General features: G+C 45.9%; 29 protein-coding genes, 1 pseudogene and 3 riboswitches. Of the genes and pseudogenes, 6 read left to right on the forward strand and 24 right to left on the reverse strand.

Going from position 1 to position 24,814, the window contains the following annotated elements; translation table 11 throughout:
- Positions 1 to 127 precede the first annotated feature (127 nt).
- Positions 128 to 1,381 carry a nucleotidyltransferase gene (locus AC1VOR_RS02300; protein ID WP_482615605.1) on the forward strand — a complete coding sequence of 418 codons (1,254 nt, stop codon included), beginning with the start codon at positions 128 to 130 and terminating at the stop codon, positions 1,379 to 1,381.
- Here the strand turns inward: AC1VOR_RS02300 and AC1VOR_RS02305 are convergent.
- Positions 1,376 to 2,404 (reverse strand): SepM family pheromone-processing serine protease, encoded by a 1,029-nt coding sequence (locus AC1VOR_RS02305; RefSeq protein WP_482615606.1) that lies wholly within the window; start codon positions 2,402 to 2,404, stop codon positions 1,376 to 1,378. The two genes, AC1VOR_RS02300 and AC1VOR_RS02305, sit on opposite strands and share 6 nt — an antisense overlap.
- A gap of 128 nt (positions 2,405 to 2,532) precedes the next feature.
- On the opposite strand from AC1VOR_RS02305, the gene AC1VOR_RS02310 reads away from it, so the two are divergent.
- Positions 2,533 to 3,786 carry a nucleoside recognition domain-containing protein gene (locus AC1VOR_RS02310; protein WP_482615608.1) on the forward strand — a complete coding sequence of 418 codons (1,254 nt, stop codon included), beginning with the start codon at positions 2,533 to 2,535 and terminating at the stop codon, positions 3,784 to 3,786.
- A 5-nt stretch (positions 3,787 to 3,791) separates the two neighbouring features.
- On the opposite strand, the gene coaD is transcribed toward AC1VOR_RS02310, so the two are convergent.
- The 7 genes from coaD to AC1VOR_RS02345 form a co-directional block, all read right to left on the reverse strand.
- Complete coding sequence (coaD, locus tag AC1VOR_RS02315) at positions 3,792 to 4,310, reverse strand: pantetheine-phosphate adenylyltransferase (RefSeq protein WP_482615610.1); 519 nt, start codon at positions 4,308 to 4,310, stop codon at positions 3,792 to 3,794.
- Positions 4,307 to 4,906 (reverse strand): 16S rRNA (guanine(966)-N(2))-methyltransferase RsmD, encoded by a 600-nt coding sequence (gene rsmD, locus AC1VOR_RS02320; RefSeq protein ID WP_482615612.1) that lies wholly within the window; start codon positions 4,904 to 4,906, stop codon positions 4,307 to 4,309. Before rsmD ends, coaD begins: the two co-directional genes overlap by 4 nt.
- 628 nt (positions 4,907 to 5,534) lie before the next feature.
- Positions 5,535 to 6,182: a thiaminase II/PqqC family protein gene (locus tag AC1VOR_RS02325; protein WP_482615613.1), complete on the reverse strand. Its 648-nt coding sequence runs from the start codon at positions 6,180 to 6,182 to the stop codon at positions 5,535 to 5,537.
- Between the two features lie 39 nt (positions 6,183 to 6,221).
- Entirely contained in the window at positions 6,222 to 7,034 is an 813-nt protein-coding gene (locus tag AC1VOR_RS02330; protein WP_482615615.1) for an ABC transporter ATP-binding protein, read from the reverse strand.
- Positions 7,035 to 7,099: 65 nt separating this feature from the next.
- Positions 7,100 to 7,858, reverse strand: coding sequence for an ABC transporter permease (locus AC1VOR_RS02335; protein ID WP_482615617.1), 759 nt, complete (start codon positions 7,856 to 7,858; stop codon positions 7,100 to 7,102).
- Positions 7,855 to 8,148, reverse strand: a complete 294-nt coding sequence (locus tag AC1VOR_RS02340) for a thiamine-binding protein (RefSeq protein ID WP_482615619.1) — start codon at positions 8,146 to 8,148, stop codon at positions 7,855 to 7,857. The genes AC1VOR_RS02335 and AC1VOR_RS02340 overlap by 4 nt, the downstream gene beginning before the upstream one ends.
- Before the next feature lie 31 nt (positions 8,149 to 8,179).
- On the reverse strand, positions 8,180 to 9,184 hold the full coding sequence (locus tag AC1VOR_RS02345) for an ABC transporter substrate-binding protein (RefSeq protein WP_482615621.1): 1,005 nt from the start codon (positions 9,182 to 9,184) through the stop codon (positions 8,180 to 8,182).
- Between the two features lie 167 nt (positions 9,185 to 9,351).
- A riboswitch (TPP riboswitch) is annotated at positions 9,352 to 9,462 on the reverse strand.
- A gap of 127 nt (positions 9,463 to 9,589) precedes the next feature.
- Positions 9,590 to 9,700, reverse strand: a riboswitch (TPP riboswitch).
- Positions 9,701 to 9,827: 127 nt separating this feature from the next.
- Positions 9,828 to 9,938, reverse strand: a riboswitch (TPP riboswitch).
- Positions 9,939 to 10,078: 140 nt separating this feature from the next.
- Here AC1VOR_RS02345 and AC1VOR_RS02350 point away from each other — a divergent pair.
- Positions 10,079 to 10,282 (forward strand): annotated as a pseudogene (locus AC1VOR_RS02350) (helix-turn-helix domain-containing protein); the annotation flags it as partial.
- A gap of 33 nt (positions 10,283 to 10,315) precedes the next feature.
- Positions 10,316 to 10,489: a transposase gene (locus AC1VOR_RS02355; RefSeq protein WP_482616379.1), complete on the forward strand. Its 174-nt coding sequence runs from the start codon at positions 10,316 to 10,318 to the stop codon at positions 10,487 to 10,489.
- 310 nt (positions 10,490 to 10,799) lie between these two features.
- Here the strand turns inward: AC1VOR_RS02355 and AC1VOR_RS02360 are convergent, their stop codons facing one another.
- The 6 genes from AC1VOR_RS02360 to AC1VOR_RS02385 all read right to left on the reverse strand — a co-directional run bounded on the left by AC1VOR_RS02360 (position 10,800) and on the right by AC1VOR_RS02385 (position 14,500).
- Positions 10,800 to 11,060 carry a metal-sensitive transcriptional regulator gene (locus tag AC1VOR_RS02360; protein WP_482615623.1) on the reverse strand — a complete coding sequence of 87 codons (261 nt, stop codon included), beginning with the start codon at positions 11,058 to 11,060 and terminating at the stop codon, positions 10,800 to 10,802.
- 22 nt (positions 11,061 to 11,082) lie between these two features.
- On the reverse strand, positions 11,083 to 11,478 hold the full coding sequence (locus AC1VOR_RS02365; protein WP_482615625.1) for a rhodanese-like domain-containing protein: 396 nt from the start codon (positions 11,476 to 11,478) through the stop codon (positions 11,083 to 11,085).
- A gap of 188 nt (positions 11,479 to 11,666) precedes the next feature.
- Complete coding sequence (locus AC1VOR_RS02370) at positions 11,667 to 12,890, reverse strand: FAD-dependent oxidoreductase (RefSeq protein WP_482615627.1); 1,224 nt, start codon at positions 12,888 to 12,890, stop codon at positions 11,667 to 11,669.
- 20 nt (positions 12,891 to 12,910) lie between these two features.
- Positions 12,911 to 13,459 carry a YeeE/YedE thiosulfate transporter family protein gene (locus AC1VOR_RS02375; RefSeq protein ID WP_482615628.1) on the reverse strand — a complete coding sequence of 183 codons (549 nt, stop codon included), beginning with the start codon at positions 13,457 to 13,459 and terminating at the stop codon, positions 12,911 to 12,913.
- A 37-nt stretch (positions 13,460 to 13,496) separates the two neighbouring features.
- Entirely contained in the window at positions 13,497 to 13,724 is a 228-nt protein-coding gene (locus tag AC1VOR_RS02380; protein ID WP_482615630.1) for a sulfurtransferase TusA family protein, read from the reverse strand.
- A gap of 86 nt (positions 13,725 to 13,810) precedes the next feature.
- Positions 13,811 to 14,500 carry a YeeE/YedE thiosulfate transporter family protein gene (locus AC1VOR_RS02385; protein ID WP_482615632.1) on the reverse strand — a complete coding sequence of 230 codons (690 nt, stop codon included), beginning with the start codon at positions 14,498 to 14,500 and terminating at the stop codon, positions 13,811 to 13,813.
- A gap of 172 nt (positions 14,501 to 14,672) precedes the next feature.
- Here AC1VOR_RS02385 and AC1VOR_RS02390 point away from each other — a divergent pair, with 172 nt between their 5' ends.
- Positions 14,673 to 15,560 (forward strand): LysR family transcriptional regulator, encoded by an 888-nt coding sequence (locus AC1VOR_RS02390; protein ID WP_482615633.1) that lies wholly within the window; start codon positions 14,673 to 14,675, stop codon positions 15,558 to 15,560.
- A 16-nt stretch (positions 15,561 to 15,576) separates the two neighbouring features.
- Here the strand turns inward: AC1VOR_RS02390 and AC1VOR_RS02395 are convergent, their stop codons facing one another.
- Both AC1VOR_RS02395 and AC1VOR_RS02400 read right to left on the reverse strand, forming a co-directional pair.
- On the reverse strand, positions 15,577 to 15,792 hold the full coding sequence (locus tag AC1VOR_RS02395) for a sulfurtransferase TusA family protein (RefSeq protein ID WP_482615635.1): 216 nt from the start codon (positions 15,790 to 15,792) through the stop codon (positions 15,577 to 15,579).
- A gap of 232 nt (positions 15,793 to 16,024) precedes the next feature.
- A complete protein-coding gene (locus tag AC1VOR_RS02400; protein WP_482616380.1) occupies positions 16,025 to 16,924 on the reverse strand; it encodes a LysR family transcriptional regulator in 900 nt (299 codons plus the stop codon).
- Between the two features lie 158 nt (positions 16,925 to 17,082).
- Between AC1VOR_RS02400 and AC1VOR_RS02405 the strand changes: the two genes are divergently transcribed.
- Complete coding sequence (locus tag AC1VOR_RS02405) at positions 17,083 to 18,138, forward strand: YeiH family protein (protein ID WP_482615636.1); 1,056 nt, start codon at positions 17,083 to 17,085, stop codon at positions 18,136 to 18,138.
- A gap of 287 nt (positions 18,139 to 18,425) precedes the next feature.
- On the opposite strand, the gene AC1VOR_RS02410 is transcribed toward AC1VOR_RS02405, so the two are convergent.
- The 8 genes from AC1VOR_RS02410 to AC1VOR_RS02445 form a co-directional block, all read right to left on the reverse strand.
- On the reverse strand, positions 18,426 to 19,739 hold the full coding sequence (locus tag AC1VOR_RS02410; RefSeq protein WP_482615638.1) for an MFS transporter: 1,314 nt from the start codon (positions 19,737 to 19,739) through the stop codon (positions 18,426 to 18,428).
- A 29-nt stretch (positions 19,740 to 19,768) separates the two neighbouring features.
- Positions 19,769 to 20,413, reverse strand: coding sequence for a hypothetical protein (locus AC1VOR_RS02415; RefSeq protein ID WP_482615639.1), 645 nt, complete (start codon positions 20,411 to 20,413; stop codon positions 19,769 to 19,771).
- 12 nt (positions 20,414 to 20,425) lie between these two features.
- A complete protein-coding gene (locus AC1VOR_RS02420) occupies positions 20,426 to 20,980 on the reverse strand; it encodes a TlpA disulfide reductase family protein (RefSeq protein ID WP_482615641.1) in 555 nt (184 codons plus the stop codon).
- 18 nt (positions 20,981 to 20,998) lie between these two features.
- Positions 20,999 to 21,721, reverse strand: a complete 723-nt coding sequence (locus AC1VOR_RS02425) for a cytochrome c biogenesis CcdA family protein (RefSeq protein WP_482615642.1) — start codon at positions 21,719 to 21,721, stop codon at positions 20,999 to 21,001.
- The gene (locus AC1VOR_RS02430; protein WP_482615643.1) at positions 21,714 to 22,388 is read right to left on the reverse strand and encodes a hypothetical protein; all 675 of its coding nucleotides are present in this window, start codon (positions 22,386 to 22,388) and stop codon (positions 21,714 to 21,716) included. The genes AC1VOR_RS02425 and AC1VOR_RS02430 overlap by 8 nt, the downstream gene beginning before the upstream one ends.
- A gap of 81 nt (positions 22,389 to 22,469) precedes the next feature.
- Positions 22,470 to 23,582, reverse strand: coding sequence for a sensor histidine kinase (locus AC1VOR_RS02435; protein ID WP_482615645.1), 1,113 nt, complete (start codon positions 23,580 to 23,582; stop codon positions 22,470 to 22,472).
- Entirely contained in the window at positions 23,539 to 24,225 is a 687-nt protein-coding gene (locus AC1VOR_RS02440; protein WP_482615646.1) for a response regulator transcription factor, read from the reverse strand. The genes AC1VOR_RS02435 and AC1VOR_RS02440 overlap by 44 nt, the downstream gene beginning before the upstream one ends.
- Positions 24,226 to 24,355: 130 nt before the next feature.
- Positions 24,356 to 24,790 carry an OsmC family protein gene (locus AC1VOR_RS02445; protein ID WP_482615647.1) on the reverse strand — a complete coding sequence of 145 codons (435 nt, stop codon included), beginning with the start codon at positions 24,788 to 24,790 and terminating at the stop codon, positions 24,356 to 24,358.
- Positions 24,791 to 24,814: the final 24 nt, after the last annotated feature.

The following is a 24,814-nucleotide window of genomic DNA, read 5'->3' on the forward strand; positions in this document are numbered from 1 at the left end:
TGTCAACAACAAAGCATGTAATTCGTTAACAGGACGGGTCCTCTTATTTCTGCTTCTCGTCAATTTCATGATATATTTATAGCGGTTGTTCATAAAATGGAACGAAAAGCGAAGGAGTCGAAACGCATTGAACGTTGTCGGAATGGTCGTCGAATACAATCCGCTGCATAACGGACATGTCCATCATATCGCCGAAGCCAGACGGTTAACCGGTGCAGATGCCATCGTCGCCGTCATGAGCGGTAATTTCCTGCAGCGAGGCGAACCTGCGCTGGTAGATAAATGGGCACGCACAGAAATGGCGCTACGTCTGGGCGTAGACGTGGTCTTCGAGCTACCGGTTGCGTATGCCGTGCAGCCCGCGGAGTGGTTCGCCTACGGCGCAGTCTCACTGCTGGCGGCTACAGGCGTCACGACGCATCTGTGCTTCGGCAGCGAAGCCGGCAGCCTTGAGGCGCTGCTCCCACTGGCCAAGCGGCTGGCCGCCGAGAGCGATGCGCTGAAGGCAGCGGTCGCCGAGGAGCTCGCCACCGGGGCGAGCTATCCCGCGGCCTACGCCGCCGCAGCAGCCCGTACGCTTGCCGGCAACGGCACGGCAAGCGACGAAGCCGCCACAGCGCGAGCGCTGCTGGAGCAGCCCAACAACAGCTTGGGGCTGCACTACCTCATCGCGCTGCAGCGGCTTCGGAGCGGCATCGCGCCGGTGACCATACGGCGCCGGGCCGCAGGCTACAGCGATATTGCGCCACAGGACGCGCATATCGCCAGCGCTACCGCCGTTCGGCGGCTGCTGGCGGACGGCGGTCTCGACTCCGCCGCCTCCTATCTCCCGCCCGCTACGGCGGACATCCTCGCCCGTGAATTTGCCGCCGGGCGAGGGCCGGTCACCTGGGAGAGCTTCGCCGCGCCGCTCTTCCACCAGCTGCTGCTGGCTACCCCGCAGCAGCTTGGCGCCGTGCATGAGGTGACCGAAGGGCTGGAGCATCGCCTCAAAAAAGCGCTGCCCCAGCTTACACAGCCCACTGTTGCCGCATTATTGCAACAACTCAAGACCAAACGCTACACCCATACCAAGCTACAACGCATGCTGCTGCATATTTTAATGCAGCATCCACGTGAGTCATTAGTTCCGGAGCAACTGGCCCAAGGGCCTGCTTATTTGCGGGTGCTCGGCTTTACCGACACCGGACAGCGGCTGCTGAAGCAAATCAAGCGCTCTGGCACGCTGCCCCTGCTCACGAGAGCTGCCGGGCTGGAGCATCCTCAGCTTGACCTTGATATCCGCGCCGCAGCGGCCTACGCCAATGCCATGCCTCGGCGTCAGATGGAAGAACTGCTGCGCGAATATCGGCAGCCGCCGATTCAGACTCACGGCTTATGAAGCTTTTTCCGGCAACGACGCCAAATAATTCAAAGCATCGTCCAGATGCTTCACCGGTACCAGCTTCATAGCTGAACCAATCTCATCGGCCTTGGCCTTCGCTGTTTTATAATTTGCCTCGGGGACAAAAAATATTTCCGCCTTCTCCCGCTCCGAGGCTACGATCTTGAATTGCACGCCTCCAATTTCGCCAACGGTGCCATCTTCAGCAATGGTCCCCGTTCCCGCAATTCGGTGTCCTTTGGTCAAATCACCCTCCGTGAGTTGATTGTAAATCTCCAGGGTGAACATCAAGCCTGCTGACGGCCCACCAATGCGTGTATCCACGAAAGTAACCTCTTTGGTAGAGTCTGTCGGCTGCACCTTACGCAGTTCACCAACCGTTACGCCAAGCCCGGCTCTTTGACTTCCATCTGTGGTCTTAATCGGTACCAGCTCAACTTGTTGCTTAATCTGCTTCCCGTCTCGCTCCAGCACCACAGCCACTTGGTCTCCGGCTTTCTTGGACTGTAACAAGCTGCCAAGCTGGTCAAAGCGAGTCACTTCCTGCCCATCCACTTCGCGAATAATATCTCCCGATTGAAAGTCTCCCTTCGGTTTGTTCTCTTTGGACAAGCCAATCACGAAGACGTATTGCGACACGATATTATAGCCCACGTTCGCCTTGTTATAAGCAGCCAGAATGGCGCTAGATTGCGAGCTGTTCATGAAATAACGCTGCTGCGTTTCATACTCCCGTTCATTGCGATCCGGCTCCTTGCGGACCACCTCGGCATGCCGATGAAGCTTGGCCGTAGCCAGCATCCACAGATTGGCATAGCTTACCGATACCGTTGTCAGCATAAACGTCCCTTCCTCCTCGGAATCCCCTGACTGGATACTCACCATCGGCTTCACTGACTCTGCCGTACCCGGTTGATTAATCATATACGGCGTAGACATATAGACGACAACATAAATCAACATCGACACTGTCAGAATATATAAACTCGCCTTGATAGCTCCGGATCTTGTTTGACGCATGCTGCTGCCCCCTTACTGACTACGGCTGGCTGAAACCATTAGTCTTTCCTGCGCCACCTGCGCATAGCATGTACTACACGCTGCTTAACGCCAGCCTGGATCTTACGACTTAAGAAGGTGAATCGTACATGTTAAATCTTCAAAATCTTTCAAAAAGCCCGTTCTCCACGATGGTTACCGGGCTCTTGGCTATACTAGTGGTCATTTGCGTGGTTTATTCTCCAGGCGAAGCCTTTCAGGCCTCCGGAGTTGGATTGACCATTTGGTGGCGAATCGTCTTTCCCGCCTTATTGCCGTTTGTGGTACTCTCTAAAATTCTGCTGGCCCGCGGCTTCGCCCATGGGCTAGGTACCCTGCTTGATCCCTTCACAAGGCGGCTACTGGGCTTGCCCGGCTCTACGGGATGGGTACTGGCGCTCGGGATGACCGCCGGTTTTCCGGCAGCAGCCGATGCGGCGGCGACCCTGTACAAGCAAGGGAAGGTGTCTACTCGTGAAGCTGAACGCATCGCGGCGGTAAGTCACTTTTGCAGTCCTATGCTGCTCGTCATAGTTGTCGGAGCCGGCTTTGTCGGTCGCCCCGAATACGGATTGCTCCTGCTGGCTATACACTGGGCCGCAGGACTGCTTGCTGGAATTACGCTGCATCAGTTGTGGCCTGAACGCTTTGAAGTAGCGCCCAATCAATCAGAAGCAAAACGCCTGGAGAACAGTAAGGTTCACCAAGGTCAGCAACGCGCCCCGCTCTTTCGTCTTGCCCTTAGGCGCATGGAACAGGCCCGCCAAGAGGATGGACGCAGCTTCGGCAAGCTGCTTGGGGACTCCGTGGCCTCCGGAGTACAGACTCTCATGATTATTGGAGGCTATATGCTTATATTTGCCGTAATCCTTCATGTCCTTCTTCTTGCTTTGCCAAGCCAGCCTCTTTTCATTTCACTTGTAAAAAGCAGCCTGGAAGTTCATCTGGGTACCTTTGCCCTTTCCGAACTGTCTCCGACCCCCGTAGCTCCTGCTTTGGCTGCCGCCTTACTGGGCGTAGTGCTGGGCTGGAGCGGATTATGCGCATATTTGCAAGTCCGTGCCCTCTTAAGTCCAGCGGGCATTCCTGAGCGCACCTTTCTCATCAGCCGTCTGCTGCACGGCATTTATGCCTATGTACTTACTCTACTGCTATGGAAGCCATTTATCCACTGGATGCCAGGAATTGTACCCGCATTTAGCGGTAATCGTTCTTTATCCTTAGATAGTAATGCCCCGGCCTCCTGGCTGCCTGATTGGCAACTGGCGTTCGGGGTGATGAAGTGGCAACTATCCATGCTTGCCCTGCTCACTTTCGGTTTTGCCGTAATTGCACTTCTATGGCGGCGACCCAGCCAACGTTAAGGCACTTATTCGGTATCTTCATCCGGCTTGCTCGCAAATTTCTCCTGCAACGCCAGTTCAACCTCAGCGGGCACCAGATCACTCACATCTCCTTGGAAGCTGGCAATTTCCTTCACTACACTGGAACTAAGATAGGAGTATTTCGGGTTTGTCATCATGAAGATCGTCTCTACATTGCTATTCAATTTATGGTTAAGCGATGCCAATTGAAGTTCGTATTCAAAATCCGTCACAGAGCGAATGCCTCGCACAATGACATCTCCTTGCTTATAATCCATATAGTTGACCAACAAGTCCCGGAAGCTATCTACTTCAACATTCGGCAAATGGGCGGTTGCCTGGCTTAATAGCTCTTTACGTTCCTCTACGGTAAATAAGGGCTTTTTACTCAAATTGTTCAGCACAGCTACCACTAAAATATCGAATTGCCTGGAAGCCCGCTGAATAATATCCATATGTCCTTTCGTAACGGGATCGAAGCTCCCCGGATATACCGCCACTCGCAGCTTTGGTTGTTCATTCATGTTGCTTGTCCTCCTTGCTCGTCATCTTGAACGGGGAATGCTTCCGGATCATATGCATAAATGGATACTGTCGTCTCCCCATACTCCGCCTTACGTGTCTGTAAGAAGGGGCCAAAGCTAGCCGGGTACACATAGTCCGACTCATACTCCAGCACCACTGTCGCCTGCGGAGACAGCAGCTTTAGCTCGTCCATCTGCATCATCAATGCATCCCCATGCTTCAAGCGATAAGGAGGGTCCAGGAAGATGAGATCAAACAATATTTCACGTTTGGCAAGGGCTTTAAGCGCCCGCTCGGCATCGTTCTTATAGACCTCCGCCTGATCCCCCAGACCGGTCACTTGCAAGTTATGACGAACCGTCTCCAAGCTTTTCGCATCCTTATCAATAAATACCGCTTTGTCCATGCCCCGGCTCAACGCTTCAATGCCAAGTCCACCCGTTCCGGCAAACAAGTCCAGCGCTGCTCCTCCATCAAAATAAGGGCCAATCATACTGAAAATCGCTTCCTTGACCTTGTCGGTCGTGGGCCTAGTCCCCATACCAGGGACTGCCTTCAGCGCTCTGCCTCGGGCGCTGCCCGAAATCACTCTCATTGCTCTACTCACACACCTTTATTTACCTGAAATTCCTGTCGATATCGTACCACAATCCACCCCGGAATGAAAAACGAAAAACATCATATCGAATTTTTGGAGACATGAGGTATAAAATGCAAACACCGGGACAAACTTGGATTATCGACATCACCAAATGTCGTAGACAACCGCGGAGAAGACTTACGTTTCCCCATAAGCTCTTCGTCCGGTTTCTCCTCTCCCATGATGGGCGTCCCGTAAGGGATGCCCGCTTTTTTTATTGTTACAGTATCCCCCCCTTTATTATATAAGGGTTTTGAGACTGATACAGATCAACAATAAACAATATAACACAAGCACTTTTGATGAGTTGGGGACCAACTGGGGACCAAATTTTCATTAAAGCAACTCATTTATCCTCGATTTACTTATCGGAGATTATGAAGACAACAGCAATTACCATGTGCAGAGTATTCTGCTGTGACTGTTACAAATAGATATAACAACCAGCCTTGTTTAGACGGCAAGCTCTATCTGTCTGCGGTACTAGATTGTTTCAGCGGAGAGAACGTGGACCTCCATGGACGATAACACGTGCAAGAAACTCCGGTTTGCAACTTCTAAATATCCCTACTTATTTAGTGAGTTATCTGTAGGCCATGTGCCAAAACTCTAATTCTAATAAGCTTTGCTTTTCAAAAATATGAGCTAACTCTGCTTTTTCATACGCTGGTAAAGCATTGCATTTCTGGTTTACGAAGTCACACCAGGACACACAATCATTAGCGTAGCTTTCATCAATGTAATCAGCAATAAAGTTCGAATACTTACTTTCCTGTAATCCTGTTTGAGAGACTAATTTTCTAAAAATGTAACTATAGCTTAGCAAGCAAGGCATAACTGCCATTAGCATTTTATTTACATTGCCCTCTTTTGCAATTTCCAGAATAAAATCGATACAATTTTGATTTTCTATTAAGGGATTAATATGGTGAATGTCATCATCTGTTAAATCAAATTCCTTCAAATAACTGAGTCGGACAGACGTTTCTGTTTCATTAATAAAGCTAAGCATAGAATAGTAAACTTTAATATCTTGCAATGAGGTGGACTGATAAATCGCGTTTCCGTAAATACGAGCATTATGCTTCAGGTAAATACTATCTTGAACAATAAATCGCTTGAATTTCTCCATTGGGAGTGTTCCTGCCTTCAACTCCTGCAAAAAAGGTGTCTCTACACAGGCATCCCATATTGGTTTAGCCCGATCAATCGTCTCTTCCATAAATGACATAAATGTACCCTCCTGAATACGTAAATAATTAGATCAAAGTTAACTAGAAAAATCGATACGTGGCTGAGGTTTTATCCAGTCAGTAATTTGACGTTTGCTTTCAAGAAAAGCAGGCAAATCTACAATAGACTCATGACGTGAACGCTCAAATGGAACTGTCACCTCGTGCAAAACGGTAGACGGACGATCAGATAATACATAAATTCGATCAGCAAGTAATAGAGCCTCCTCAATATTATGTGTAATTAGTAGTACGGACCGACGGGTTTGCTCCCAAATATGAAGAAGCCAATTCTGCATCTCTCTCCAAGTTATTGCATCCAGTGAACTAAATGGCTCATCAAGCAACATCAAATCCTGGGGACTGAGTAAAGCACGCAGAAAGGAAACACGCTGCTGCATTCCACCGGACAACATGTGCGGATATGCTTTTTCAAATCCACTAAGCCCCACGCTATTTAGCCACTCGCGCGTTTCCTCCATTGCTTGTTTTCTTGGTTTAGCCGAAGCGGCTGTCGCTACTTCTCCTGCAAGTAGTACATTCTCTTCAACGGTACGCCAGGGGAAGAGAGCCGGATATTGGGGCATATAGCTGATCTTGCCCCGTTGGCCAGTCACATTCTCCCCATTTATCCATATATCTCCCTGCTGCTGTTGCAATAGTCCCCCAATGATATGAAATAATGTGCTTTTTCCACAACCCGAGGGACCAATAATAGCTACAAATTCTCCTCGTTCTACAGTTAGGGATATATTTTGTATCACCGGTAGGCTTTGACGTCGATCATCAAAAGATACTTGTACATTTTGAACCTTTAATGCTGGCTGAAACTTAACAGCCGAATGGTCCAAGCTATTTTCCGACAGTAAGGAAGATGACTTATTTATAATGCTCACCCCTTCAATTGGACATAGAATTATCGCTTTTCTGAATGCCAGCGAACAAGCAACTTTTCAAATAAAACAATCAGAAAAAATAAGAGCAAGCTCATCCCTACAACAATCAGGATTGCGACAAACATCCGATCTGTTCGAAAAGTAGATTTCTGTATCATCATGTAATACCCGATACCTTTGTCCGAACCCAGCCACTCTGCAATCACAGCCCCCATAACACTGTACGTAGCCGCAATCTTCACACCTGAAAATATGACTGGAAGTGCATAGGGCACTTCCAGTTTCCAAAAAATTTGTTTACGTGAGGCTCCGGCCATACGCATGTAATTCATCATGACACCATCCGTACGCATTAGGCCATCCATCGCGGCAACGGCAACAGGGAAAAAACAAACCAGGACAATAGTAATTAACTTGGGGGTAAGCCCAAAGCCAAACCAAATCATTAGAAGTGGTGCAAGCGCAATGGTTGGTATATTTTGAGTTAATATAAGTAAAGGGTACAATCCAGATTTCACAAAGGGAATAGGGTGCAGAAGTATAGCCACAAGAAGTCCAACGATAGTTCCAATTACGAAGCCCATCAATGTCAACTTGACCGTTGCCCAAGTATGTAGGCCAAGCCGATCTGCTCCAAGTAATGCCTCCTTAGCAATATCTGTTGGAGAAGGAAGCATCCACTTCTCAATGTGGAACAAGGATATCGCCCCTTGCCAAATAGCAAGAAAGAGAAGAGCCGCCACGAGGGGCGGCCACACACTTTTCCAGTAGTGGTTCACGAACGATATTTCTCCGTAAGGCTATCTATACTAAATCCGTCAGGACTGTGGGCAATTTTAATTTGGGAAATGATACTTGGACTTCCCTCCTCCACTAGCTTGCAGTGAATCTTTGAAACAACCTGAAGCAATTCATCCAGTTCACCCTCCATCGTCGTTTCAAGAGAATTAACTTCATATTTCACACCTGACTGCTGAATAACATGAATTGCATGATCCACATACGTATAGGGATGTTCACCTTTGCTTGTGCTGGGAATTACCTGGATGCTAAGTAAAGTGCTAGCCATATCTGTTAACCACTCCTAACTAAATTTTGTATTATTCAGGTAAAAATTCATTCGTATAAGCTTTGGAAACATCAATTGGATTATCGAGTAGCTGTTTATTGTACATCCAATCGGCATAATCTTGCCAAACCTCTTGCTTCTGTTCTCCCCAACGTGGAGCATCATCCTGGAAGCGTGGACTGAGCCATTTTTGACTGGCGATAACTAACTCTTCATCCAATTCAGGAACTGCTTTGAGTAGCATATTGGCTGCTTCTTCCGGATGCTCAATCGTATATAAATACCCTTCGGTTGTGGCTCTCATGAAGGACCTGACTAAATCGGGATCATTCTGAATGGTTGTCTCATTGCTAATAAGTACAGGGGTATAATAGTCCAAGGCCTTCGAGTAATCCTTTGAATAGAGCATATCTATAGGTTCATTGCGCAACTCGGCCTGGATACCAATCCATCCATAAAATATCATGGAAAAGTCAATGTCACGTTTTACAGCAGTAAAAAAGTCGGTACTGCCTATGTTGATATTTTTCACTTTGGAAATATCAGCACCCTCCCCTTCCATAATCGACTCCATTACTGCTGCCTCTGTCTTGGAACCCCAAGACCCATAAGATTTACCTTCAAAATCCTTTGGAGATTTTATGTTTCGATCTGTGGGAGCAGCGAATCCTGAGGTGTTATGTTGGATTACCGCCGCAATGGATACGACCGGTACGTTCTGTGTACGTGCTTGAGTTACACTTTCTTGAAAAGTAACACCAAAAGGAGCCTCGTTAGCAGCCACCATTGGCGTAGAATCAGCAATGCTTGGTTGTATAATTTCTACATTAAGCCCCTCTGCCTCATAAAACCCCTGATTAACTGCCACATATAGACCGGTATGATTTGTGTTAGGCGTCCAGTCCAGTACCACCTTTACATCACGCAACTTCGTTCCTTTCCCAGTATTTGATGGATTCCCCTTGTCTCCACAAGCACTAACAGTCAGAATGCTAATGCTCAAAAGAAACAGATACATCATTTTGTACCATTTCATCTTCATCTCTCCTCCCAATTTCTTCGACCGATGGTAGTACGGTCAATTCTCCTGCTTTATATTTTTGTAGCTGGAAAACCGTTATAACAGACCTGATGATTACAATAAAAAAACGCCCAATAATCTGGGCGCTTGCAGAAAAAAGAGAACGACAAACAACCATGAGGGTTGTCGCTGTTCTCCGATTCCTACGCTGGCATTATCCAGATCAGGTCAAAGGGTAAGTATCTTAGGGATACACTCTCGGTCGGCCTATTCCGACTCCCCTTGGAGGTTATGAAGCTGTGGTCATCACCGTTTCTTGTCCATACATTTTTACGTAAACTCATGCTCCATGCACAACAAAAAAACGCCCTCTGGTCTGGGCGCTTGCAGAAAAAAAGAGAACGACAAACAACCGTAAGGGTTGTCGCTGCTCTCCGATTCCTACGCTGGCATTATCCAGATCAGGTCAAAGGGTAAGTATCTTAGGGATACACTCTCGATCGGCCTATTCCGACTCCCCTTGGAGGTTATGAAGCTGTGGTCATCACCGCTTCTTGTCCAAACATTTTTACGTAAACTCATGCTCCATGCACAACAAAAAAACGCCCTCTGGTCTGGGCGCTTGCAGAAAAAAAGAGAACGACAAACAACCGTAAGGGCTGTCGCTGTTCTCCGATTCCTACGCTGGCATTATCCAGATCAGGTCAAAGGGTAAGTATCTTAGGGATACACTCTCGGTCGGCCTATTCCGACTCCCCTTGGAGGTTATGAAGCTGTGTTACCCGAATAGTATACTTAATTGTTTATTCCATGTCCAGTCCTAAGAATTTTGATGTGTTGTTCTTCTGTGATAATGTCACCCTATAACTGTTCTGAGATAATGTCACTATGGGACAGGAGACATTAACATTGACAAGAGCAGCATTAAAGAAGGTAGTTGTGGTGGAGATGGTCCTAGATGGACATATGACAAACAGAGAAGGAGCAACAGCCCTAGGACTAACAGAGCGACAAATCATTCGACTAAAAAAGAAATACACCGCTGAGGGAGGAGCACAAGGATTAATTCATAAAAACCGCGGAAGGAAGCCCGTGCATACTTTAAACAGAGAGGCGATCCCCCCAAAGATTTCGGTCTCGTCATTCATGGATTATCTGAAGGGGAAAAGTTCATTGATGATCTTCAAAACACGCCCAATTAAAGTACAAATACGGAATCGGAAGTTTTGGGCAGAAGTCTACTATGTAAGTACAGTGGGGTTAAACGAAACAACCGTAAGGAAGTTTATACGTGAGCAAGAGGCCATGATCAAGCGATAAACAAGTTGAATGTAAAAAATACGAAGATCCATTTAGCAGTCAACTGAGCAAAAAGAAGTAAAACCAGTTTGACTTGAGACTGATACAAAGAAATGATAAACAGTATAACACAGATGTTTCGGAGAAATTGGGGACCAATTCTACAATAAATGAACTCATTTAGCCTCGCTTCACGTCAACTGATAGTTAGGATAGCTTTGGGAGTCAAGTGAGGGATATGTCCTAGCGCTACTGTCCTGAATAGCATTTCTTCTACCGTTCGTGTATTAGAAATATATTGCACTGGGCCTTCTCCCAAAATCTTTCTGTCTCACCTGCTTTTGACCAGAAGCTCTACCGCTTCTTGCACTACTTTTCCAGTATCTCCACCGGTACTTTGCTCATTCTTAATACATTGCTCTAGGTTCACCGCCACCACCAATGCCATAGTCTTGTCAATAGCGCTGCGCACGGCAGACAATTGACCGACAACTTCCTTACAGCATCTTTCTTCCTCCATCATCTTGAGAACACCTCGAATTTGCCCTTCTACCCTGTTCAACCGTCCTCGTATATGCTGATCGTAAATCATTTCAAGGCTCCTCTCCAACATCTTAGTTCGTCTGGCAACAGCTTCTGTAACTGCCTGATGAAAGTTCGGCCTTCGACTGGCAGACGCAGGCAAACATAGGCGGCTGTATCCCCTGTTTCTTCAAAATTCTGGCCGCTTTACGAATCATTCTCCGATTTCGTCCGATCAAGACAACCTGATCGTTCGGTTGCAAGTAGCTTGACCACACAAATGGCAACCTGCCCACAAAAATATGGATAGCATTCTCCGGATGCCCCTTTTGATAATCCGGGAAATCTCGAACATCTATCCATTTGAACTGGTCCACTATCATTTTGTCCAGGCTAGACGAATCTATATACTTGAGCCCCTTCACCGGCCACCAATTCCGAAGCTCGTAAATACCTATTACGATGGCTGCCAACAGCACCCATTTCATAACATACCCTCCTTACAAAATAATCTAAATATACCCATAGGGGTATAAAATCAAACTACTCGATTTCGGATTCAAAGTCAAACCTTGATGGCTTGGAATAACGAAAAAATCGCACAAGAAATCCGACTTGATTTTGCAAAACGGATTTGTACGATTTTCCTCATTTTTAATAACGATTTAAAACTACTCTAAGTCAGAAAGAGCTCCAGTCTCTCTTCATCGATATCCTCCGTAATCACCTGCTGGATGTGAGCGTCATTGAGCCAGACCACAGCAGGCACTCTTTCTATCCCCAATCGGCAGGCCAGGCCGGGCGACTTGTAGACGTCGACCTTAGTGACTCTCACTTGCCCCCCATGCGCTTGTTCGAACCGCTCGATCATCGGGAGTAGCTCACGGCATTTCGGCTCGGCAGCATTCCACACATAGACCAGCGAGGGCTGGCTGTGATTCAAAATCTGATTCTCGTAAATTTCGCTCTCCGATATATATTTCTCCGCGCCATAGCCTGCTATAGCTCCATCACCCACCGCTGTAGCCACCTGCTTCAGCAACTTGTCACACACATCACCAGCACCAAATACACCAGGCACATTCGTCTCCATCTTCTCATTCACGCGGACATAGCCGGCTGGATTAAGCTCGACCTTATCCCTGAAAATCTCCGTATTAGGAAGATAACCAATGAACAGGAAGCAAGTATCTACCTCGACCTGCTGCTTCTCTCCGGTTTTCAGATTGTTGAGTACCACAGTCTCTAACCGTTCATCTCCCTCGAAGGAGTCGACGACTGTATTCCACAGAAATTCCATCTTGGGATTGTCCAGCGCCTGATTTCTCGCTATTTCATGGCAATCCATTTTGCCTTCGTCATGCATGACTGAGACAAGCACCTTGTCTGCAAACTTCGTCAGGAACATACCTTCCTCGATAGCGGCATCCCCGCTGCCAATAACCATAATCGTCTTACCGGTATTCGCAGCCGCATCGCAGGTCGCACAGAAAGAGATTCCCTGGTCGTACAGGAAGCGCTCCTCGTTCCTTGCCCCTGTCAGCCGCGGCTTTCCTCCACTGGCAATAATGACTGCCTTACACTCATAGCGGATGCGAAAGGTTTCAACGACCTTAACCTCCCCCACTAGGGAAACTGCCTTGACATCGGTCATCTTAAAATCAACGCCGAACCGCTTGGCTTGCTTTTGGAACAGGCCCATCAGCTCCGTTCCGGTCGCCCCATCAGGGAATCCGGGATAATTCTCAATTTCATTCGTGTAGGTAGCTAGCCCGCCCACCAACGTTTTCTCCAGAAGCAGCGTCTTCAGTTTGGCGCGTCCGCAATAAATACCTGCCGTTAATCCGGCTGCTCCGCCGCCAATAATTACGACATCATAGCGTTCCGTACGTTTCTCCACCTCTTAAGCTCCCCTCTGTTCTACATAAAAAATTTAGCCAGCAATTTACTGCCAATAAAAGCTCCTACCAGCAAGAACAGCCAGAAAACCCAGCCGGACAGTGACAGCGAAGATATAGCGGTAAACAGCGCTCCGATATTACAGCCATTCGCCAGTCTTGCTCCATAACCCATCAATAGTCCACCAAGCACTGCGGCAAACACCTGCTTGCCTGAGCGAATTTTCTTGATCTTGAACTCCGAGGCGTACAGGGTGGCGAGCAGAGCTCCTAGAATAATACCAAGATTGCGGACCGAGCCGCCATCGTTCAAGAAGCCAGCTGCCAGCTTGTGCTGGGATTTCTCCGAACTGAAATACGCCCACTGACTCACATCCCCGCCAAATAGCTGATATGTCCAAGCCCCCCAGTCCGCAAACGTGCTGGTGACTCCCCATCCATTGGAAAATACCGCCAGATGGGCAATTGAAAGCACCGCCAGCAGCACCGCACCAGTCACATAAGTAAGCGGCTCCTTCAGCAATTGCTTATAGAAACGATTAGAGGATATCTTTAACCAAAATGCATTCACTTGTTCATTCCTCCCATCTTCATCCCCTCTAAGGAGGCTACTTCGTCTTCTCAATTACAACTTCCCATTCGCCGTCATCAATTTCTTCAATCTCCACATTATGGCCTTGCTTTCTAGCCCACTCCGGCACATTCTTCATGGCGCAGCTGTGATCGATCGATACGACCAGCACATCACCTACCTTCAGTTCTTCCATCTTCTTCTCTGTTCTCATCAAAGGCACCGGACATGCCTCACCCATGCAATCCAACGTATACTCCATCATTTTAACAACCACCTTTTCTTATGATTTGTTTGTGATTTTTTTCACTTAAAACTGAATAAACACTGTTCGTTTTATCCACTACGTGCTTACTCGATACTTCCCATTTTCTTCTGCTGCCATTTGACAGAAGCGATGTACAGCAACACAATAATAAGAAATTGCACCAGTAACGCACCCAGCCAGCCAAACACATCAGGTAAAAATACCGCCGGAGCATCCTTGATCACTGCTGCGCGCCACCAGCCCATATCATGCGCTCCCCAGAGAGACCCAATTACAAAAAAGACCAGCGAAATCATCTGCATGGTGAACCCCTCACCTACACGCATCAGCGTTCCCGAGGCGCAGCCCCCGGCAATAACCATGCCGATGCCAAACAAAACGGCTCCCAATGCTAGCGCCAGACTGATCTGGCCAACGTTACCCATTCCCGGAATCTCGCCCCCAGAAGCAAAGGCAGCGTATTTAATCCCGGCAAAACCAATTGTCGCAAGGGAACAGGCAACTAGTACAGCTCGAGTAATCGATGTGCTGCCCGTAATCCATGGATCGCGCATAGATGCGGTGAAACAGAACCTCGCCCGCTGCAGTACCACGCCAAAGGCCAGACCGAACAGCAGATAGATCACCATCTTACTGTTGTACTGATTCAGGTAAAAGCCGAAGCCAATCACAATAGCTGTAGCTACAAGACCGATAGGCAGTTGGCTTTTCTTCGGCTTTCTTGGCGCCCGGACACGAGTGGACTTCGCTTGAAGACTGCCCGTTTGCTCCATACTTGAACACCTCCAGAGTTAGAAGTAATATGATTATGTGAAAATAGTAACATGATTTTTAAAGCTGTAGTTATTGCCTTTTATGATGCTACATAAGTTTTTCTTATAGCAGTCTGGTTGAAGAGAGGTTATGATCAAGTTTAGATAGATAGCCTTAAAGGAGGGAATCACAGTGAATCTGGAAACGCTTAAATTATTTCTTGATATTTCCAGGCTCCATAGCATTTCCAAGGCAGCTCAGAAATCGCATATTACGCAATCTGCGCTTAGTCAGCAATTAAAGTCCTGGGAGACTGCGCTGGGTGTCGAGCTTTTACAGAGAAGCAACAAAGGAGCGCAGCTTACGGAGGCAGGCGAAATCGCACAGAGATATGCTGCACAAATCTGCAAACTATATGAGGATATGGTTACTGAGATCGGGCATATCAAGCCGAGACAGCAGCAGTTGTCCATCTATGCCATTCCGGAGGTATGCAATTATGCGCTACCATGTACTTTATATGAAACCAAAAATCGTTTTCCTTATTGCGACATCTCACTGAATGAAGCAATCAGTCCGCTTATCGAGGAGCATATTTTGCTGGAGGAAGCAGAGATTGGCTTTATTTCTGGACCGTCCGTCAGCAGTGGGCTTGTGTCACATAAGGTATTCTCCGATGAGGTCATCCTCGTCTCCGGTGGCTCGAAGCCTGCCCCTCTTGAGATTCATGTCGAGGAGCTTGTGCGTTATCCTTTGATCGGATCACCGCAGCTTAGTTGCGTACAGGACTCGCTGGCTCAAGCTCTGACGAGCTCGCCTATGCTCAGCTTCGTGTACAGTCTCGATTCCATCGAGGCCGTGAAGCTTGCCGCAGCTAGAGGGCATGGCGCAGCTTTCCTTCCCTATATGTCTATAAAAAAAGAGCTGTATAATAAACAGCTCAAGCCCATTCGTATTCATAATTTTCACGTATATAACGATATTCATATGGTGAAGAAGCAGCAGCCTCCACGAAGCAGCAAAGATCTGCTTCAACTGATTCAATATATTGAACAAACGCTGGTTGATACACTGTGCTAACGCTCAGAATCCAAGATCACGCCTCAATAAGAATTTCCCATACACCGTTAATCACTTCCTGGGCCAAGCAATGCAGGCCAGCCTGCCGACAGTATTCTGCTATCGAAGTTCTCGCACAGCTATGATCGGTAACCAGTAGTACCTTCTCACCGCAATGAATAGCCCGCTGATGCTTCCGAAGCATCATTACTGGCACAGGACAAACCTCTCCCAAGCAATCAATCTCAATCATGCCCCGAGCCTCCTTCTCTTGATTCTACTCCTGCGTGCATGCTGTTGCTTCTGCCAACTCCTATAGAGCCAGCAGCTGTCAATCCCCTGTTTACCCAATCATCTCGGAATCATGCCTCTCAACAATGCAGTAAGCTATGAAGCTCCTCTCCTGCATGTATTCTGCTGCCTCCAAGGCAACTGAGTAGAAGGAGCCTCTGCAATAAACCGTGATTCTTGATGATCATTTTACGTCAAGTCCTGTCTTGCGTCTGCTTTAAATATCGCTTTAATGTTTCGATAAATATCTCAAGCGCCTTGGTCTGGTAAGACGAGCTGGTTAGAATCGAGAAATTCCGCTTAAACGGCAATCCTTTTACGCGGAGTACTCCAATATGTCCTCCGGCCAGTTCTTTGGCAATCGTCCATTTAGATAGTAAGCTGATTCCTAGCCCAGCCTCAACCGACTCCTTGATTACCTGTGTGCTGCCAAACTCCATGACCGCCTGCGGTACAATGCCATGCCTTATAAAAAAGTGTTCTGCTGCTTGCCGTGTACCGGAACCTTCCTCACGTAAAATCCAGGTCTCCTTTACCAGTTTTGAAGGCTGCAGTTCCTTAGGTGTTCTTAGTAATGGGTGCCGTGGTGAAGCTACGATAACCATATGGTCCTCCGAAACAACCTCCGAATACACCCGATGACCGCTAAACGCCCCCTCAACAATACCAATATCTAATTGGCTGGCTAGCACAAGCTCGGTGATTTCCTTCGTGTTATGAATAATGATAGTGGGGCTGATTTGCGGGTGAGCTTCCTTTAGTCGAGCAACCACATGTGGCAAAATATATTCTCCAAAAGTATAGCTTGCGCCAATCGTCAACGGTCCGCTGGCATGATTAGACAGATCCTCCACCAAATACTGCATTCTTGCATAAAGCGCAAGGATTTCCTTTGCATGGTGAAATACGATCTCCCCAGCTTTATTCATTCGTACGTATTTATTGCTTCGTTCTAGTAGTCTAACCCCCAGAGACTGCTCCAGTGTCCTGATATGCTGACTGACCGCAGGCTGCGTCATATGTAGCTCCTCCGCGGCCTTTGTAAAGCTTCTCTTTTCTACAACCTTAATAAATATTTCCAGATACGGATCCATCCCTTGGGTCACTCTCATCCCCGCCCTTTTTTATATTAATTAAAAACTAGCGTATTGTTCATATGATAATACTTATGACTTCTATTATATATTATTATTTTTCTTATCCATTAATCAGGGAGTAAAATGAATATGCGAATTCAACCTGAGGTGATGACATGAAGACACAATCAATAACTATGGAAAAAAGCACAAAAAAGAGCCTGCCTAATCCAGATAAGCACCCCCGATCCACAGCGATTCTATGGCTGGTAGGCATACTGTTCACCGCCGCTATGGCCACAGTCGGTCTGGTATTGTCACAGGCTCCCGGGTTTGACCATATTGGCCCGCTGGCCTGCGCAATTGTACTCGCCGTCGTTTATCGACAACTATTCGGCTATCCGGAGGCATTGCGTGCCGGGATTCAATTCTCCTCAAAGCGTCTGCTTCGCTTCGCCATCATTCTATTTGGATTGAAGCTAAACATTGACACTGTTTTACATCAAGGGCTAAATTTGCTGTTAAAGGATGCAGCCGTTATAGCTTTCGCCATACTAGCGACGGTTTGGATTGGCAAGCTTTTCAAGGCTGAACCGTCCTTGTCCCTGCTTCTCGGAGTAGGTACCGGTGTCTGCGGTGCTGCTGCCATTGCCTCGGTATCTCCAATCCTGAAAGCCAACGATGAGGATACCGCAGTCGGAGTAGGTATTATTGCGCTGGTAGGTACTGTCTTTTCTATAGCTTACACGGTTCTCCGCCCAATTCTGCCACTATCCTCCCTCCAATATGGCATATGGAGCGGAATCAGCCTCCACGAGATCGCTCATGTTGCTCTAGCAGGAGCTCCCGCCGGTGAAGACGCGCTGGCGATTGGATTGCTGGCCAAGCTTGGCCGGGTACTGCTGCTGATCCCTTTATGCTTTATTTTAATCTTCTGGATGAAACGGAAAAATCCAGATGACAGCGGCACAAAGGTCGAATTCCCTTGGTTCTTAATCGGATTTGTCCTAATGAGCCTGTTTGGTAGCTATTGTCTCGGAAGGTCTATCCCCGTTTCCCAGAGCGTAATGGACGGCATCTCTACGCTGACCACCTTCATTCTATCGACTGCGATGGTCGGTTTAGGATTGAATGTAAATTTGCGGGACCTACGTTCAAGGGCCTTAAGACCACTGATTGCTATGTTAATCACCTCGGTCGTTCTGTCCGTTGTCACCTTTTTTATGCTTTAATGGACGCTAGTAGACTGTTATCCTTGTTTTATGAATGCCAACTTTGGCTGGTTGAGGCAGGGGGGCCTATTGGGTAAAAATAGAACGTAAATGATTTAAATTTGTTGATGAATTAGTGCTTAATAGATTGCAGTTATATAGGTTATATAAGCCTACCACTTAATTTTCAAGAAATAATTAATTCATTTTTTAAAACATAATCAGGTAATCAGGCTATCAGCAGGTTTCTCTATAAACCACAAGCTCGAAATACAAATGCATTTCGAGCCCATCATATTAATATAGATTTATTCTTTCTGCCTTATTTGGGACCACAGAATGACTGGAATAAGTAGCAATGACAGAATTCCACCGACCAATGAAAGTACAGAAAAACTCGATTGGGCTACAATTATTCCCGACAATGCGCCTCCAGAGGCTCCAGCTAAAGCAATCAGTACATCCACTGTCCCTTGTGTCTTTGCTCGAACATGTAAGGGCGTTGCATCAATAATTGCTGCCGTTCCACTAATCAAACCAAAATTCCAGCCTAATCCAAGGAGCGCAAGTGCCAAAACCAGGAAAAATGTTGAGTCAGCAGGAGCAAATGCAGCAAGTAAACCCGCTAGTAAGAGCGTAACACCTGATGCATAAGCTATAGGCGTACGACCATATTTATCCACTAAAATACCAGTTACAAGCGAGGGAAGATACATAGCTGCAACATGAATGCCGATAACCATTCCTACAACGCCTAACTCGTGACCATGATGTGTCATATGAACGGGAGTCATCGTCATAATTGAAATCATCACGATTTGGGTCAATACCATTACCGTAGCACCGACGATGAGACCGGGTTTATTAACCTTATTGCTATAACTAACTGATTGATCTGTACCACTTTGATTACCGTTATGAGCGTCCATTTTTCGTTGCTCTTTCGCAATTGCCTTGGATATGATAAATGGATCAGGACGCAAGAAGGTAAAGAGAACCAGTCCAGCTAGAATATATGCTACTGCTCCCAACATAAATGGCCCCGACAATGCTGGAGCACCGAGGGAAGTCGCAATTTGTCCAGTAACATCCACGAGATTGGGTCCAGCTACTGCTCCGAATGTGGTGAAAACCATAGCCATACTAACAGCTTTTGCACGTTGTGATGGTAATGCCAAATCTGTACCCGCATATCGGGCCTGTAAGTTTGTGGCCGTACCAGCTCCATAGATCAATAGCGAAAGAAAAAGCAAAAGAATGTTATTTAAAATAGCTGCAAGCACTACTCCTATGGCCCCTAGGCTCCCAACAAGAAATCCAAACGTTAACCCAACCCGGCGCCCAAATCGCTGAGAAAGTTGGCCAACCATTAGCGCTGCACCAGCAGACCCTAATGTAAATAATGCTGAAGGAGCTCCGGCATAACCTTCAGTCCCAAGCATATCCTGGGCAAGCAGGGCTCCAACCGTAATGCCCGCTGCCAGTCCTGCTCCGCCAAAAATTTGGGAAGTAATTACTACTATCATCGTTTTTTTGTATAATTTGCGCTGCTTCTCTGGCGATTCAACATATCCTATCGCCTCGACAATGCTCCTATTTCTCACTGCTGTATTTTCTGTCATGGTTTTTCCCCTTAAATTTATTGATTCTATTAATCGCCTAGAATAAGTATAATATCAAGAATATCAAAATGAGACAGCGTCATCTTTAAGGACTGTTTCATTTTTTCAATTTCCCCTTCTTGTGTTACTTCCCCTTGAATCTTGATCGTGACCCTCCCCAAATCTCCATTAAACTGAACTAGTACAAGTTCAGAAGCTTTAGGAAACGGGTTTGAATAGCCCTCCTTATAAGCTTGAAGCAGCCCCTGTATAGCATTAATTCTCGGCGAGAGAATTCCTGTCCGGTTTTCATGCCAGATTTCAACGGGTACCAATTGTTTCCCTTGATACAGATACACGGTGTAACGTTCTTGAATGGCTTGATTCTCCTCATAAGTCTCTACTAAGTCTCCTTCTTGCTTCTTGCAGCTTTCTAACTGAAATAGAATTTCTTCGGTTTCATGAAACCCTTCCAAACGATAAAGTTCCTCTCCCGCAGCACTCACAAACAGAGTGGTCGGATTTTTCTTCACACGATTCCGATTTGTCATCTCGATCTGCACATCGATAAATATCACTTCTAACTCGATGTCTTCTTGTTGCGCTTTCACTTCTCTTAATACAGTTCCCATGGTTCTCCCTAAAGAGCAAGCGCTTAGAGTGAACAAGAGAATTTTTTGTACTCTTTTTCTCATTTTCTCTCCCTCCTATTCTACTTTGGAAATATATTTCTCCATGGTCTCATAGTTCATCGCTCCCACAATTTTTTCCTGTATCACTCCGTTGGAATCCAGTAAATAGGTCGTAGGATAGGCAAAGACCTGATATTCCATCATGGCCTCTCCATCCTCATCTAAAACGATAGGAAATGTAAACGGTTCTTCATTCAAAAAAACCGCCACATCATCAGGATGATCCTCTGTATATGTCAAATTCACTCCAAGAATCACTACATCTTTCGATTGATAATCATCATAGATTTGTTGCATATAGGGCATTTCCACTCGACATGGTGGACACCAAGTCGCCCAGAAATTGAGCAGTACCTTCTTTCCCTTATAATCAGATAGCTTGACCAGCTTCCCCTGTAAGTCTACAAGGGTAAAATCCGGTGCCAGTTGCCCCTTTTGTATGCCCACTTCTACTTCCGAATCCAAAACCGTTATTTGAGTGGCTTCTGAAGGTGATTCTTTCAAATAATCGTATATGCCATAGCCAATCAGCCCGATTAAAATGAGTACAGCAAAAATATTTTTTTTCATCGAATGGATCTCCTCTCGCTAAATAGTAATCTCCCAAAAGGTGTATTGCGCTAGCCAAGCGCTAATTTTCTGTAATTGTCCGGTGAACAACAAAAATCCTAGTCCGATAAGAAGCCACCCATTCAGTTTGGATAAAGTAGGGATCCATCTATTCATTTTCTTCATCAGCTTGAGGGAGTTGGTTAACAACCATGATATCAACAAAAACGGCAAGCCCATGCCTAGCGAATACACCGTTAGTAGACCAATTCCGTTCCACACCGTATCAGCAGATCCCGCCAGAAGCAGAATCGAAGATAATGCCAGTCCAATACAAGGACTCCAACCGGCACCAAATGCTACACCAGTAAGAAGCGAGCGAATTACTCCATGACTTCTTCTTGATCCTATATCCCAGGATTTCCCTTGCGATAACCACCTGATATTTAATATCCCGGCCATTTGAAGGCCAAAAGCAATAATTAAAATGCCGCTGATTTTTTGAACTAAATCATGTTTTTCTGCAAAAAAGCGGCCGATGAAAGTTGCAGATGCACCCATGGCAATGAACACAAGACTGAAACCAACAATAAAAAACACGGACAGAACCATTAGCTTCCCTCGATGTACAACTAGCTTACCATCCTGGATGGATGAACCGGTGAGATGGGATACGTACGCGGGGATGAGTGGAAAAACACATGGAGATAAAAAAGATAATATACCCGCTACCAAAGCTGCAAAAATTGAAATGTTATCCATGAAACTCTCCTCTTGACCTTATTTCTTTTAACCAACCCCATCCGATTAAAGCAGTGGAAATAAGCAAAAAAAACAACTGTTGGCTACTAAAAGACAGCCATAGGACTGTTCGATCAGGAATGTAAAATCCCAGCAAGACATGTCCAATGGAGAACCAGACTACGTAAACCAACCTCTTATTAGAATTTATTACTCTTAAAGAAGATAGCGAAAGAAGAGCCACCGATATTATGGCACTTAACGCATGAAACCACGCTGGATCTCCGCCAATGATAAATAAGGTAAGTTGATAAGCCGACCATCCTGCGAGTAGATATTTTGTTAAAATATCAGCCCATGATACGATGGAGCTTTTTAACTTTTTAGTTTTTATCCAAACATAAGATGCAGCTACCATGCTTGCTATCCACTCTCCACGCTCTCCACCATCAAAATAGAGAAGAGCCATGGGGCGTTGAATGACTTCGGCTGGATGGAGGATCAGGAATCCTAGCTTCCAAACAATGATCCATAACCAAAACGCATTGGATAAAATTGATAAATACATCCTCCACTCCACCATATTTCGAAGATGATAACGTAACATCAACCAACCTGAAGCCCCAAAAATCAAGTATGAAATCAGTTGTCCATTTAATACATAAGTACCGATCTGGATATTGTACAATGGATCTCGCCACCCCCTGGCTAAGACTATAATGCTTCAATTTAAAGAAATGATTAAGTGATTTTAACGATGAACTCCTTTTTACTTTGCCAACGGAAATAGAACCCAAAAACGATGTAAATCCTCATTTGAATCGAGTCCAGTTTGTCCACCAAAGCTATTCATAACTTCTTTCACAATCGCAAGTCCAAGCCCCGTGCCAGTTCGACCTTTTTCCCGATGCCTTGACTGGTCAACACGATAAAAGCGTTCGAAAATCAGGTTGCGTGCTTCTTCGGGAATTGCCCCCCCTTGATTGGAAACGGTAAGCCGATAACCAGACCGCTCACGTCTTCCCTCAATACCAATCTCCTTCCCTGTGCTATACATGAACGCATTTTGCAACAAGTTGTTTAGAACCTGCTTGATTCCGTCCTCCTCACCGAGGATCATTTCATCTTCTATGGAGACCTGAAAAGAAATACTTCTTTTTTTGCTTTCTAATTGAAAGGACTGGAGTGACTGGAGCAATAATTCATGGATGTTGACTTTTTGCAAAACCCGACCACTATATTTTTTGGCTTCCCAAACTGTCAATTCATGAATTTGTTCGACAAGACTGGTAAGGTATTTAGATTCTTCAAGTAAGGATTGATACAATTGCGGACTTCCCTCCAAGATCTCACTGGACAGGGCCTCCAAGTAGCCATTCAAGTTACTCAGAGGAGTCCGCAATTCATGAGCAATATCACCAAGAAGGCGCTTTCGATTTTCCTCCGTCCGTTGTAACGTTTTCGCTAGTTCATTAAAATCTCGAGTTAATTGGCCGATTTCATCGTTGTATACCGGGACAAGTTCCGGATATTGTCCTTCTATCATAAGTCTCGTGGATTTAGTAAGCTGCTTTAAGGGAAATAGCATGTTACGAATAATGACATAGTGTATGATGACTGCAGATAGCAAAGCTAAAATACTTGCTCTCCATAAATAAACCTCCATAGTTGCATTAAAGAAACCGCTACTCACTTCCCCAACTAATTCATATCTACCTACAACCAGACAAGCGAGATCCTTGAGCGATACACCAGCTAACCAGATGACAATGGTGATGACCAAGACATTTAATAAAACTAGTTTTGTCGTCAATCGCTCTTGCCACAACACCCACCGTTTAATATGCTTCAAATCGATACCCCATTCCTCTGATTGTTTCAATAAAACGGGCGGCTCCTTCTAAAGTTTCGATTTTTTCCCGAAGCTTACTGATATGGACATCAACTGTACGGTCAATAACAGCACGTTCTTCATTCGGATACAACTCCCGAAGTATTTGTTCTCTTGTTACAATTTGATTGGGATGTCTCATTAGAAAATATAGCAACTTAAATTCGTGCATCGTTAACATAATCGGTTCTCCGTTAAACTTGACTTCTCCACGAAGTGGTTTGATTGTCAGACCCTTGTAACTAATCTTGCTGCAACGATTCTCTGTTCTGCGTAAGACTGTTTCGACCCTAGCCACCACTTCTCTTGGACTGAATGGTTTAATGACGTAATCATCTGCTCCCATTAACAAGCCCTGTATCCGTTCCTCTTCAGCCACCTTAGCTGTTAGCATCATGATTGGGATATCGCTTTTCATATCAGAGCGGATCCATTTACATAGTTCTTCCCCGCTTCTATAAGGAAGCATTAAATCCATAATTACAAAACAGGGATCTAGCTTTTCAAAGAGCTCCATGCCCTCTTTCCCATCCGCCGCAAGCATAATTTCATAACCTTCATTTTCGAGATATATTTTAAGCAACTGACGTAGTTTTGGATCATCCTCAACAATTAGAATGTTTTTCCCCTTCATTAAATCCCTCCTTATCCTTATAGCAGGTTATATCAGAGCATCAAAGCCAGTTCAGCTTTGTCTAATATAAAAGGGAATACCGCTAGCAGGGCATTCCCTTTTATGGCTTCATTAAATTATTTTCCTAAAATCACTTGGATACTTTCCCCATAATATCTATTGAAACACCCGCTTTAATTAAAAGTTGCCCAACATGACATTGTTCTTCGGCTTCCACCATCATTTTTTGAACCCTGGCCATTTCTTCTTGCGCAGCCTCAGAAGATAAAACAATATGCGGATAGTGAACAATGCTAAGTTGTCCCCCCTCTGTAAGGAGGCCTTCCGTATCCATGGAAAAATCAGCAATCGGAACTTTATTAAAATCAAACATGTACGTCAATGTCATGGTATAACATGCAGCGGCTGAAGATATAAGTATCTCTTGCGGATCTGCTCCTTTCCCACTTCCACCTTTTGAAACGGGTATGGCAATTTGAGTTTCTAATTTTTCACTTTGAATATACCCGCTGCCTTTTACATCTTGATACCAAACTGTATTCATATGGATAGTTCGCGTAGTCATGTTACTATTCACTCCTCAATTTTA

This window comes from Paenibacillus sp. 1SOY10 (genome assembly GCF_056836745.1).

Bases quoted from the DNA above. Each gene is read 5' to 3' on its own strand.
- AC1VOR_RS02305 (WP_482615606.1), bottom strand. From the start codon at position 2,404: ATGCGTCAAACAAGATCCGGAGCTATCAAGGCGAGTTTATATATTCTG.
- AC1VOR_RS02310 (WP_482615608.1), top strand. From the start codon at position 2,533: ATGTTAAATCTTCAAAATCTTTCAAAAAGCCCGTTCTCCACGATGGTT.
- coaD (WP_482615610.1), bottom strand. From the start codon at position 4,310: ATGAATGAACAACCAAAGCTGCGAGTGGCGGTATATCCGGGGAGCTTC.
- rsmD (WP_482615612.1), bottom strand. From the start codon at position 4,906: ATGAGAGTGATTTCGGGCAGCGCCCGAGGCAGAGCGCTGAAGGCAGTC.
- AC1VOR_RS02325 (WP_482615613.1), bottom strand. From the start codon at position 6,182: ATGTCATTTATGGAAGAGACGATTGATCGGGCTAAACCAATATGGGAT.
- AC1VOR_RS02340 (WP_482615619.1), bottom strand. From the start codon at position 8,148: ATGGCTAGCACTTTACTTAGCATCCAGGTAATTCCCAGCACAAGCAAA.
- AC1VOR_RS02345 (WP_482615621.1), bottom strand. From the start codon at position 9,184: ATGAAATGGTACAAAATGATGTATCTGTTTCTTTTGAGCATTAGCATT.
- AC1VOR_RS02355 (WP_482616379.1), top strand. From the start codon at position 10,316: ATGGATTATCTGAAGGGGAAAAGTTCATTGATGATCTTCAAAACACGC.
- AC1VOR_RS02360 (WP_482615623.1), bottom strand. From the start codon at position 11,060: ATGATTTACGATCAGCATATACGAGGACGGTTGAACAGGGTAGAAGGG.
- AC1VOR_RS02365 (WP_482615625.1), bottom strand. From the start codon at position 11,478: ATGAAATGGGTGCTGTTGGCAGCCATCGTAATAGGTATTTACGAGCTT.
- AC1VOR_RS02380 (WP_482615630.1), bottom strand. From the start codon at position 13,724: ATGATGGAGTATACGTTGGATTGCATGGGTGAGGCATGTCCGGTGCCT.
- AC1VOR_RS02385 (WP_482615632.1), bottom strand. From the start codon at position 14,500: ATGGAGCAAACGGGCAGTCTTCAAGCGAAGTCCACTCGTGTCCGGGCG.
- AC1VOR_RS02395 (WP_482615635.1), bottom strand. From the start codon at position 15,792: ATGATTGAGATTGATTGCTTGGGAGAGGTTTGTCCTGTGCCAGTAATG.
- AC1VOR_RS02400 (WP_482616380.1), bottom strand. From the start codon at position 16,924: ATGGATCCGTATCTGGAAATATTTATTAAGGTTGTAGAAAAGAGAAGC.
- AC1VOR_RS02405 (WP_482615636.1), top strand. From the start codon at position 17,083: ATGAAGACACAATCAATAACTATGGAAAAAAGCACAAAAAAGAGCCTG.
- AC1VOR_RS02410 (WP_482615638.1), bottom strand. From the start codon at position 19,739: ATGACAGAAAATACAGCAGTGAGAAATAGGAGCATTGTCGAGGCGATA.
- AC1VOR_RS02415 (WP_482615639.1), bottom strand. From the start codon at position 20,413: ATGAGAAAAAGAGTACAAAAAATTCTCTTGTTCACTCTAAGCGCTTGC.
- AC1VOR_RS02420 (WP_482615641.1), bottom strand. From the start codon at position 20,980: ATGAAAAAAAATATTTTTGCTGTACTCATTTTAATCGGGCTGATTGGC.
- AC1VOR_RS02425 (WP_482615642.1), bottom strand. From the start codon at position 21,721: ATGGATAACATTTCAATTTTTGCAGCTTTGGTAGCGGGTATATTATCT.
- AC1VOR_RS02440 (WP_482615646.1), bottom strand. From the start codon at position 24,225: ATGAAGGGGAAAAACATTCTAATTGTTGAGGATGATCCAAAACTACGT.
- AC1VOR_RS02445 (WP_482615647.1), bottom strand. From the start codon at position 24,790: ATGACTACGCGAACTATCCATATGAATACAGTTTGGTATCAAGATGTA.